The sequence below is a fragment of the Streptomyces sp. NPDC057287 genome (genome assembly GCF_042667905.1).
GTDB lineage: Bacteria > Actinomycetota > Actinomycetes > Streptomycetales > Streptomycetaceae > Streptomyces.
This window is the reverse complement of the sequence record NZ_JBHUYV010000011.1, coordinates 61,583-72,395: the sequence shown is the minus strand read 5'-3', so window position 1 is coordinate 72,395 and position 10,813 is coordinate 61,583. Positions and strand designations below refer to the sequence as shown.

Here is a 10,813-nt window from a genome sequence, read left to right as displayed (position 1 = left end):
CGGGAACGATCACACTGACGGGGGGGGGCCATGGCCTGGGACGAGTGGAAGCAGATCAAGGACGATGTGGCCGCCCAGCGCACGGACTCGATGCGACTGAACCAGCTCGCCCCGACGGCAGGGGGCGGCGGCGCCCCGGATCTCGCCTCGAGCCCGGAGAAGAAGCAGGCGGCGGCGAAGGCCATCAACGATGATCTGGAACCCGACGTCGAGAGGGACGGCAAGCACGCCGCCGAGAGCGTGAAAGCGGTGGTCAAGGAGCTCGGTGCCAGGGACGGATACGGCTGGGACACGTCGGCTGCGTTGAAGAAGGCGCACCGGACGTGGGAGCAGCAGGTCAAGGCGCTGCTGGGTCGACTGGCGTCGGAGAAGCACGCCCTGAGCAAGACGGGCATCGACTTCCGGAACGACGACATCGGCATCGGCTCGCAACTGGGTCCGCCGTCCCCGATCGACGACTACTGACCAGCCGACCGACCGCCCCGGGGGATGCGTGCCGACCTATCACGAAGTGATGAGCAGCGACCTGTCCAAACTCACCGACGCCGCCGACAAGTGGGGTGAGATGGCAGGCAAGTTCAAGACGATCGAGGAGCAGTACGAACGGGATGTCCATGGCGTCTCAATCGGACCGTCATGGGTCGGCCAGAGCGCCGATGCCGCGCACTACAGGTTCACCGTGACACTCAAGGAGCTACAGGGGGCTCAGGAGGAGGCCAAGGCGATTGCGTCCATCCTGCGGGATTCTCACACCCAGCTCGCCGCCCTCCGGGGCAGGGTGAACACCGTGCGCACCGACGCGATCAAGGACGGCATGCGCGTCTCCGACCAGGGCGTCGTTTCGTTCGATACCGAACAGCTCAGTCAGAGTGCACGCAGTGCGTACGTGCATGATCCCGGCTACCAGGAAAGCGTGCGCGCACAGGTGACCCGGTGGGGCGATCTCCTCGACCAAGCGGTCCAGGCGGTCACTGACGCCGACGACGGCATCAGGCTCGCCCTCGCAGCCGCCGTGGTCGACTCCGACGTCATGGACGGGACCATGAACGGCTTCAACAGAAGCCCTGTGAAGAGCCCTTATCCCTCCCTGGAGGAGGCCGGCAAGGCCGCCGACATGCCGAAGGGGAGGGCCGCCGTGGCGGAGTGGTGGCGTGATCTCGATCCGGTGACCCGCGGCATCCTGCTGCGGGAGCGTGGCGACGACCTTCGGGAAGCAGGCATCATGGCCCCGCTGTACGAGTGGAGACCGGCCGACGCCGGCTCGGGAGCATTCGACACGGAGGATCCCACCGCTCACGACCTCTGGGTCCTGACGCAGGCTCAAGCGATCGCCGCAGGCGGCGATGTGACAGGAGAGGTCGCGGCATCCCGCAACATGCAGCATTACCTCAGCGGCACCGGCGAGCCGCTCGACCTCGACGTCGACCGCATCCTGCACGACGATTCCGGGTTCCGGACCGACGTCGGCACGCTTCACATCACCGAGAACCAGGAAGCATGGCGTCAGAAGGCCCTCGATGAGTTCGAGAAGGCCGGCGGCGACAGGACGGTCGTCGTTCCCGTGGAGAGCCAGGCGATCGGGCGGACCTTCGGGGAGGACGAATGGTTCCACGCGGTCGGGTCGCACCAGCAGAACGTCTCGGGCATGGTCACCGTCAGTCCGGGCGACGGCGGCAAGCCACAGGTCTCGCTCGACTACCAGGTCAACGTGTGGGACCGGTACAACTGGGACTCCGGAAAATCGACGACGTTCCCCGGTGGTGTCACCATTCCCGACGACGACATGGGGCGCCTGCACAAAGTGGGCTTCGCCCAGGAATTCGACATGCGCGGTAGCAGCAGCACCTACACCCAGGATCTGAACAGTGGCTCAGCCCCCGGGGTGACACCGGCGGACCCTGGGCGCGAAGGGTCCCGCGGGGACGTCTCGCGCGGCGACGAGGAGAACCGGTGAACGACCGATCTGCCCTGCGGCCACGGCTGTTCGCGGCCCTCGGGGCCGCCCTGCTGCTCACCTCCTGTTCGAGTGCCGGCGGGGATGAACACCGGACGACGGACGAGCGCGCCTCGCACTGGGGAAAGGACATGGGCGCCCCGGAGGCATCGGCGTTCATGAAGGTGGCGGTGCCCGAGAGCGCGACAGAGGTAGAGGGCGCCGTGCAGATCAATCCGCAGGAGGACATCTACCTGCTCTCCTTCGTGACCGACGAGAAGACCGCCGTACGAGTGGCGGAGGATCTGCGTCCCGAGAAGCCCCTGCGCGCCAGGAACCAGGATCTCCCGTCCCCCACCGAACTCTTCGGACACCTCGGACTCGCCGAGCCCCAGAGCGAGAAGGGCGCCCGCTGGGCCGGGGTCTGCCCGCCCTGCGTCGGGGACAGCCGCCGGAGCGAGGTCCAGTGGATCGAGATCCACGTGCTTGAACTGGACGCGGACAGGACCCGGGTGTATGTGCAGGCGTTCTGAGCGCCCGTGAGATGCGTGTGTCGCCTCGGAGCTCGAAGCCCGGCACCTGAGCTTCGAGGTCCGGCACCGGGCGGTTCACTCTTTCGCGGGTACGCCGATGAGGTGCGGTCCCGACGCTTGAGCTTCGGGATGCAGGCGTCGGGATGCGGGCTCCGGGATTCGAGCGATACAGGTATCCGGTAGGGAAAAGAAGGATGGTTGGGAAAACCTTCCCCACCTCCCCACACTGTCACGGCCAGCAAGTATGACTAATCGTGAGCAAGTTGCGGCGCAGCGCGACGACTGCTTACGGTGCCCACAACGAAACGACCCCGACGCGGTGTTACCAGCACCGGCCGGGGTCTCACCCCAAGATCGAAAAGAGCGATCTCGTGGCTACCGAGAACCTTAGCTCCGCCCTGCGCACACCCGCATCGTCCCGCCCGTACGACAGGGCCCAGCGCGGCTACGGCAAGCGTTCGGCCCCGGACCAGCGCACCTCCCGCGCGGACGACTTCGCACTCCTGCCGGAGCGGGAACGGTACATCGCCGGATACGTCGACCGACTACCCGAAGGCGGCGCCATGGACGTCAAGTCCTTGGCCAAGGCCCTTCCCCTGTACGGGCAGATGGCCGTCGGCACCGCCTTGAGGGCCCTGGGTGTGGCCGGTCATCTGCGGCGCGTGCGCTGCCAGGTCGTCGGCAGCGGCCAGAGCCGCTGGGTCACCCGCACCTTCTGGTCCCGTACCGCACGGGACAGCGAGTGGTGGGACGCCTTCACACGAGCCGAGGAGCGCTTGGCCACCCAGGCCGCCGAGTGCGCGTCGACCACTCCCCCGCCGCCCGCCGTGACCGAGGCTCCCGAGAGGCCCGTCGAGACCGAATCCCCGGCACCGGTCTCGCCCGCAGCCGTGGTTCCCCAGCAGCGGAGCCCTGAGCCGACTCCGGCCGGTTCCTCTCCCGCGTATCTCGCCCTCGCCCGACTCGGCCGCGTCGAGCCGCGCCTGGCCCTGTCCGCCGCCGACTGCGCCGTGTTGGAGGAGCTGGCTGCTGCCTGGCTGGACCGGGGTGTGAACACGGACTACCTCACCCAGGCTCTCGTCTCCGGACTCCCCGCCCAGGTCGGCTCGCCCGTGGGCATCGTGCGACGTCGCCTCACCGACAAGATCCCGCCCCGCCTGCCCACCACCCCGGCACCGGCTGCCCCGGGCGCACCGGCCCGCCGCGTGTTGATGGAGTGCACCGAATGCGGCGCCCCCGGAGAGCCGCAAGCACTCCCCGACGGCCTCTGCCGCCGCTGCCGCACGCAGGCGGAGGAACCATCCTCGGGCGCCCCTGCCGAGGCGTCGGTGGAACGTGACATCCACGCCCTGGTAGGCGGACTCCGGGACCTGCTGAAAGCCCCTTGATCTGCGGGGAGCCGGTCCGATTCAGGGCACCGACACGGCGGTTCCTGTACGCGTCCGGGTCCCATCTGTACACGGTGTCCGACGTGACGGGGCAGTCCGCCCGTGCGTTGATCGGAAAGGCGGTGACCAGTGGAACGGAACCTACGGGGCGTGACGATGGACGCGGACATGGGTACGGGCGAGACGGCAGGGATGCAGCCGGAGGACGAGCCGGGCACGGGGATGGTCGCGGCGTTCGGCCGGCTACTGAAGCGGGTGCGCAAGACAGCGGGCATGGAGCGGGCAGAGCTGGGAGCCAGGCTGGGTTACGCGGCCTCGACCATCGCCTCGTACGAACTCGGCCGACGCATCCCCCCGCCGCACTTCATCGACCAGGCCGACGAGGTGCTGGGAGCCCAGGGAGTCCTGAAGGAGCTCAAGGAGGACGTGGCGAGGGCCCAGTACCCGGCGTTCTTCCGGGACGCGGCGAAGCTGGAGGCGGAGGCGGTGGAGCTTCATGTGTACGACACGCACGTGATCAACGGGCTCTTGCAGACAGAGGCGTACGCGCGAGCCGTCTTCACGATGCGGCGTCCGCTGCTGAGCGAGGAAACAGTCGATCAACGGGTAGCAACACGCATGACGCGTCAGGATGTCTTCGCCCGCATGAACCTGCCCACACTCAGCTTTGTCATCGAGGAGTCGGCAGTACGACGCCCCATCGGTGGGAATGTCGTCAGGCGCGGGCAGCTCGAACAGTTGCTGATGTACGGCCGACGGCGGAACGTCGAGATCCAGGTCATGCCCACCGAACGCGAGGAACACTGCGGCTTGGCAGGCCCCTTTACCTTGATCGAGACGCGCACCGGGCAGCGGATCGCATACGTTGAAGTGCAGAGGGACAGCCGCCTGTATACCGAACGGGCGACGGTGAGAGAGATCGCGGGGCAGTACAGCATCCTCCGGGCGCAGGCACTGACCCCGCGTGAGTCGCTGAGCTTTATCGAGAGGCTTCTGGGAGAGAAATGACCGTTCAGCATGCGGAGCTGACCGTGCCGGACTCGGCTTGGTTCAAGAGCAGCTACAGCAGCGGCGAAGGTGGGCAGTGCGTGGAGGTCGCGCCTGGCGTAGGAATTGTGCACATCAGGGACTCCAAGCAGGTCGCGGGCCCGATCCTCTCCGTTCCTGCCGGAGGATGGGCGCAGTTCATCAGCCTTGCTAGGGGTCGAGCTGTCTGAGCTGCCGGTGCACGCGAGAGCCCTGCCGCTGTGATGCGGCAGGGCTCTCGCATGCTACTGCGATGCTAAGCCTGCGCAGTCGGCGGCTCCGAGTCACCCGGCTCCCAGCCCGCCGCCCGCAGACGCCGAGTGAACTCCTCATGCGCGGAGCGCATTTCCCGCTTGCGGTCGGCACGATAGAGCGGGCCGGTGTAGCCGTCGGGCACGGTCGCCGACAGGGGGAAGTCATCGTGCGAACTGAGCTGCTTCCAGGCGTCCTTGGACTGACCGTAGCCATGTACCTGATGAGCATTGGTGATACGGCGACCGGTGGCGTCGAACCACATGTTCTCCTCGTACTGCTGAAGTACGGGGAAGCGGGCCTGATACATGGCGATCAGTTCGTCTGCGCTGATGCCAAGCCAGACGGCTACCAGGGCGTCAATTTCGACGAGTGCGGCGCGGCGTTCGAACTCCGTGCGGAGGGGTGTGGTGGGGTACCACGTCTGTGTGACTCCCTCTGCAAGCTCAGACGTGTGGTGCGACCGGGCCAACCCAGCAGCCCATACGTCTGCGGACCAAGTCACGTCGTACAGCTCGCGCCAGAGAGAAGCGTAGGCGTCTGTTTGGCAGTTCAGACGCAGAACCCGGAGCAGCAACTGGCCAGCGAGGGGATGCCCGATGGTCGGCGCCAGGAGCGCCTTGGCTTCACCAGTGCGCAGGTCACCTCTACCTGTGATTCTCAGATAGTAATCCAAAGGCAGTGCAGACATGAACCCTGCGGCAAGAACCGTACTACGCGCATCGGACAGGGCCATCGAATTGACCAGATCGACATGGGCAGGCCCTGGCGGGACAATCGCAGCAAAGAGGCTGCGCTCGGTATTCGTCGCGATCTGCCGTCGCCATGCCACGCGGATAAACTCCGCATATGGGCGCGTGCTCGCATTTCGGAGCAGTGATTCTGCGGCTTGTTGCCGGTCGCCCGGATGGAGGTCGGGCTGAGCTGTATCCACCTCGCCTTCCGCCGCTGCTACCGCCGCCGGATCCGCCTTCAGCTGGGCAAGACGCTCATAGTCCACCCAGCGGTCCTGTGCGCCAACGTAGCGGGACCGCGATCCGGCCGGACGATAGTTGGTGCGCGGCACCTCGTTCTCCGCGAGCCCAGCAGAGTTCCACGGCTCCATCTGGAGCGAGGTTCGCGCCCCCTCCACGGGACGCTTCGCGAATGGTGTGGCAATGCCGAAGAACGGCCCTTGGAGGATCACATCGTTCCAGCTACCAGCCGGACCTGACTCCCAGGTGAAGTAGCCGTTTGTCCGGTCGGTTTTCTCGTTGAAGCCAGAGGTGACGCGAGGTCCAAGCCCACCTAGCCGCTGGGACCATCCGGCCAGCGCAACAATGGCCGATTCCTCCGACTTCGTTACCGGAAACAGCAGCTTGGTTTCCTCGACCGGGGGTGGTTCCTCTTCAGCAGCAAGCTTCCGCCAGTTCGACAGGGTCGAGTGCGTAACCGTAATGACCCGCTCTCGGTGAGGACGAAGATCCCACACGAATTTGTTGGTCTGATCATCCAGATGCTTGATGCCAGGAGCATCGCCCACGGAACCACCGGGCCGAAGCGAACGGGTGAGCACCTGCGGATGTAGCAGCCAACTGAGGTGCTGAAAGTGGATGTCCTGCTCATGGCCGTAGACGTTGACACTGAAGTGGGTGCTGTGATCGACGGGCTTCGCGAACAAGTACAACTCATTAACGAAGTCCGCGTGCAGCCGCAAGTGCCGATACGCCGCCTTCCGCAGCACTCCCTCCTTCGACCCCGTCAGGTGCGTGGAAGGGTGGATCAGCCCCGCAACGCCCCGTTCCCCCGTGGCCCGCCACGCAAGGAGCATGAACGCCCGATACATGTCAGGGCGTGTGCCGACCAGCTCCGGATAGGTGTCCGGCGATGACAGGAAACCGGAGACTCCGGCCACAGTCTCCAGTTCGCTGAGGTAGAACGACAGGTGGGACGGTTGCCGCATGAGCTGCGCGACGTGCTCCGCGTGCTCGGCCTCCGCCTCCTTCCCGCCCAGCACGAACCACGGTTCGATCTCCGCGAGGACTCCGTTCTCGTCCCACTCCTGCCGGACCCAGGGCGGGTTCCCCACCATTAGGTCGAAGCCACCCGCCGTGAAGACGTGGGCGTAGTCGAGCTCCCAGTGCAGGAAACCCTTCTTCTCCGCGATCTCCTGAACCTTGTCGAACCACGGGAAGTCATCACCCAGGTCGAGTGCCTCGGCCCAGGCCGAGATGTCGACCATGGTCGAGTCCAAGTTCCTCTCGAACCTGTCCAGATCCTCCAGCCGCTTGGCCTTCGGCACCTCGTAGAGCGACGCGGCGTCCGCGTCCACCCGGCCGACGACCGCCTCAGCGAACTCCAGCCAGTCGTCCAGCGAGGTGAGCGCGACCTTGCGGCGGTGGTCGTCCTGGACACCGCGCTTGAGCTGCGTCAGGTCCTTGTCGCCGACGAAGTACGCCGCGCGGTCCGAGCCGTTCAGCAGGCCGACGTCTTCCAGCGGCCAGAACCACAGGGCGCACCAGGCGTCCATGATCTGCTTCAGCCGCCAGTAAGGGGTCCCGGGCAGACGCAGCGCCTCAAGGACGGCGTCCCGGTCCATGACCGGACCCTCGTGGCGCTCGGCCAGGTCCTCCGGGTCCGCGCCCCAGACGTCGATGCTGCGGGAGATCTCCTTCTCCGACAGCTTCAGACGCAGGACGACCATGTCCCACAGGTACTCGACCCGCAGGGCCAGCGCCCTCAGCCGGCCGGTCTGGTAGGAGGCCTCGGCCTCCTCCTGGGCGCTCTCGCGGCCGGCTTCACGCCGGGCCGCGCTGAGTCCACGGCTCTTCTTCTGCGAAACGACCGCCAGCTTCGGCTGCTTCCAGATCGTCAGGCCGAGGTCCAGCGCGCCCTGACCCGACTCCTCTTCCTCCTCCACGTCCAGCGGCAACAGTTCGGCCGCCTGCGCCAGGGGCTGGGGCTGGGCCTCCGCCGCCTTCTTCCTCGCCTTCGGGTCGCCCTTCGGCGCACGCCGCATCACCGAACGCCACTTCTTCATGGCCTCGACGAGCTCCGGCTCCAGCCAGTCGGCGACGGTCCCGGCCACCACGCTCTTCGGCGTCTGGTCCTCGGCGCCCTTCTTCGGCTTGCGGAGGGAGACCTCCTCCAGGACCGAGCCCCAGCCCAGGGCGGGCAGCAGGAACTGGTGGACCGACTGGTGCCCCGCGCTCCCCGGCAGCTTCTCCCCGAGCGGCACGTGCCGGGGCCGCTGCTGGTTCTTGGACGTGAGCCAGCCGCCCTCGATCAAGGACTGGCCGCCGTACACCTTGCGCGAGGCGCCGATCAGGGAGTTGCCGCGGTGCAGATGGAGGCCGTACCAGGGGGCCTTCATCCCCGGGTACATGGTGTTGAGCCAGAGCGAGATCTCGGCCAGCTCGACGGCGGTGTCGTTCAGGTCGACCCCGTACGCGTTGTGCAGGGCGATGTACGCCTTCGCCTTCTGCAGTTCACGCTGATAGGCCTCGGGGTCGATCCGGTCCTGGCGGTCGCGCTCGGCGAGGCGCAGATAGAGCGCGGCCAGTTGGTTGACGGCCTCGTTGAGGAACGCGCCGGAGCCCAGGGCCGGTTCGCAGACCCGCCAGTGCAGGACGTCCGTCGCCTTGACGGCCGCGCCTTCGGGCTTCTTCGGGTCGATGGCGCCCTTGTCGTCGAGGCGGAAGCGCAACGCCTGCTCGACCGTGGCCTGCGTCAGCGACTCGGGCGTGTAGTACGAGGCGCTGGTCTGCCGGTCGCGCCCGGACATCCGGTAGACGTAACTGCCGACGGGGTGGATCAGCGACTCCCGCTCGCCGGTCCTGCGGTCGGTCTCGTCCTTGACGAAGACGCTGTTGCCCGGTTCGTCCGGGTAGCGCTGGGAGGCGACCTGGTCGGTGTCGATCAGCCAGGAACCGCCGCTCGGGTCGCCGCCCTTCGCGACCTCGTAGAGCGGCTTCTTGGCGATGAAGCCGGTGTACGACATCAGCCCCTCGTACACCGCTCCGAGGTGGTTGATGCTCAGGTTCGCGTAGCTGATGAAACCGCCCCGGTAGCCCGCCCTCCCCTCCTTGAGGGTGAGGTGGCGCAGCACCTGGTGCAGGACCTCGTTGCGCAGGCGCAGGTCGAGCGGCTCGGGTGCGGGGGCTTCCGGGGTGGCACGGCGGGCGTCGGGGTGGGTGACGCACTGGCCCACGAGCTTTATCGAGGCCGGGTCGAAGAGGCGTGAGCGCAGGGCTTCGATGCGCAGGCCGTCGTTGCCGTCGTCGGGGAGCAGTTCGGGTTCCTGCTGCGCCCGCGCCCGTTCGGCCGCGTCCCGGGTGGTGAGTGTGTCGGCGGTCGGATGCCCGTGGAAGACCTTGTCGAAGAGCAGGGCCAGCGACTCGTGGAAGTGGTAACCGAGCTTCGCGCGGCTGCCGAGCTTCTCCTGGACGACCAGTTCACGCAGACGGGCGATGCTGTAGCCGGTGGCGTAGGCGTCGCTCTTCACCGGGAGGATCTCCAGCTCGGGGCGGGCCTCGGCATAGAGCAGGAAGAGGATGCGGTAGAGGTAGCGCAGCGCCTCCTTGGTCAGGAGTTCGGGCAGCTTGTCGGCGTCCTTGAGGGTTTCCGGCAGCCACTCCTGGAGGTCTTCCGGGTGGACGTTCCGCTCCTTGCGTGCCCGGCCGAGGACCTCGTTGGCGATGAGCTGCACTGATTTCTGCAGCCCTACGCGCAGTTCCGCGGTGACGCCCACCGAGTGGTCGCGGGACTCGGCGACGAGCCGCGCGATGTCGTCCTCCGCCCCGTCCTCGCCGGGACGCAGCGACGGGGCGCCGAAGACCGCGGCGATGAGGTCGATCTCGCCCGCGGTGGCCCCCTTGGCGGCCTTGCGGGGCAGGGCGGTGCCGAGGTCGACCGCGAGGTAGCGGCCCTGGGCGAAGTTGTCCCGGTCACCGAGGACGATCACTCCGCCGAACAGGAGCAGTACGTAGCCCGGTGCGTCGTCCGCCGTCAGCAGCCAGGCGGCCAGATCCGTGACGGTGTGCAGCGTCTTACCGGGGGCGACGCGCACGGGTGCGGGCAACCGGTTGGCGTGGCCGCCGGCCCGGGTGGCGTCGAGGTCCTCCGCGAAACCGCCGGTCAGGACCGCGATGCCGGGTTCGCTGTGGGCGACGGGCACGGCCACCGGGCCGGTGGGGGTGCGCAGGGTGAGGTGGCCGGGTGACGGCGTGAAGCCGAGGGCACGCAGCACCGTGCGGTGCCAGTCGGCGAGGCCGGCCCGCCACTCGTCCTCCGGTGCCGCCAAGTCGTCGGGAGCCGTTCGGTCCCCGGAGGCCGCGGACGTCTCCGCGCCCGTCGTGCGGGGCGCGGCCGGCTGAAAGGCCGGGGGCTCCCCGTCGGGGTCCGTGTCCTTGAGGGCGGTGGTGGCAGCCTCCAGCGCGGCGGCCGCGCGGGCGTCCGGGACGGCCTGGTACTTCTCCGAGTCCGGGGCGAGCCGGGAGCGCACGTCGAAGTAGGGGCGGGCCAGATCGCGCAGGCCCTGGCGTGGAGTGTGCTGTCCTTGCCGCTCCTGGGAGGCCCACTCCTTGAGCGGGCCGTTCCTGAGTTCCTTGGGCAGGATCTCGTCCAGATAGAAGGACGGGAAGTACTCGCCCTCGTTGACCAGGGAGTCGAACGTCACGCCTGCTGCTCCTGACCGCGTGTGC

General features: G+C 67.5%; 7 protein-coding genes. 6 read left to right on the top strand and 1 reads right to left on the bottom strand.

Going from position 1 to position 10,813, the window contains the following annotated elements; genetic code table 11:
* Window positions 1-30 precede the first annotated feature (30 nt).
* The 6 genes from ACFUNE_RS21980 (at window position 31) to ACFUNE_RS21955 (ending at window position 5,071) form a co-directional block, all read left to right on the top strand.
* On the top strand, window positions 31-465 hold the full coding sequence (locus ACFUNE_RS21980; protein ID WP_383570492.1) for a hypothetical protein: 435 nt from the start codon (window positions 31-33) through the stop codon (window positions 463-465).
* 49 nt (window positions 466-514) lie between these two features.
* A complete protein-coding gene (locus ACFUNE_RS21975; RefSeq protein WP_383570489.1) occupies window positions 515-1,954 on the top strand; it encodes a hypothetical protein in 1,440 nt (479 codons plus the stop codon).
* On the top strand, window positions 1,951-2,466 hold the full coding sequence (locus ACFUNE_RS21970; protein ID WP_383570486.1) for a hypothetical protein: 516 nt from the start codon (window positions 1,951-1,953) through the stop codon (window positions 2,464-2,466). Before ACFUNE_RS21975 ends, ACFUNE_RS21970 begins: the two co-directional genes overlap by 4 nt.
* 371 nt (window positions 2,467-2,837) lie before the next feature.
* Window positions 2,838-3,854, top strand: a complete 1,017-nt coding sequence (locus tag ACFUNE_RS21965) for a MarR family transcriptional regulator (RefSeq protein WP_383570483.1) — start codon at window positions 2,838-2,840, stop codon at window positions 3,852-3,854.
* Window positions 3,855-4,010: 156 nt separating this feature from the next.
* Window positions 4,011-4,862: a helix-turn-helix domain-containing protein gene (locus tag ACFUNE_RS21960; RefSeq protein WP_383571004.1), complete on the top strand. Its 852-nt coding sequence runs from the start codon at window positions 4,011-4,013 to the stop codon at window positions 4,860-4,862.
* Complete coding sequence (locus ACFUNE_RS21955; RefSeq protein ID WP_383570481.1) at window positions 4,859-5,071, top strand: DUF397 domain-containing protein; 213 nt, start codon at window positions 4,859-4,861, stop codon at window positions 5,069-5,071. Before ACFUNE_RS21960 ends, ACFUNE_RS21955 begins: the two co-directional genes overlap by 4 nt.
* 65 nt (window positions 5,072-5,136) lie before the next feature.
* On the opposite strand, the gene ACFUNE_RS21950 is transcribed toward ACFUNE_RS21955, so the two are convergent.
* Complete coding sequence (locus tag ACFUNE_RS21950) at window positions 5,137-10,788, bottom strand: Eco57I restriction-modification methylase domain-containing protein (RefSeq protein WP_383570478.1); 5,652 nt, start codon at window positions 10,786-10,788, stop codon at window positions 5,137-5,139.
* Window positions 10,789-10,813 lie beyond the last annotated feature (25 nt).

Bases quoted from the DNA above. Each gene is read 5' to 3' on its own strand.
- ACFUNE_RS21955 (WP_383570481.1), top strand. From the start codon at position 4,859: ATGACCGTTCAGCATGCGGAGCTGACCGTGCCGGACTCGGCTTGGTTC.
- ACFUNE_RS21975 (WP_383570489.1), top strand. From the start codon at position 515: ATGAGCAGCGACCTGTCCAAACTCACCGACGCCGCCGACAAGTGGGGT.
- ACFUNE_RS21960 (WP_383571004.1), top strand. From the start codon at position 4,011: ATGGACGCGGACATGGGTACGGGCGAGACGGCAGGGATGCAGCCGGAG.
- ACFUNE_RS21980 (WP_383570492.1), top strand. From the start codon at position 31: ATGGCCTGGGACGAGTGGAAGCAGATCAAGGACGATGTGGCCGCCCAG.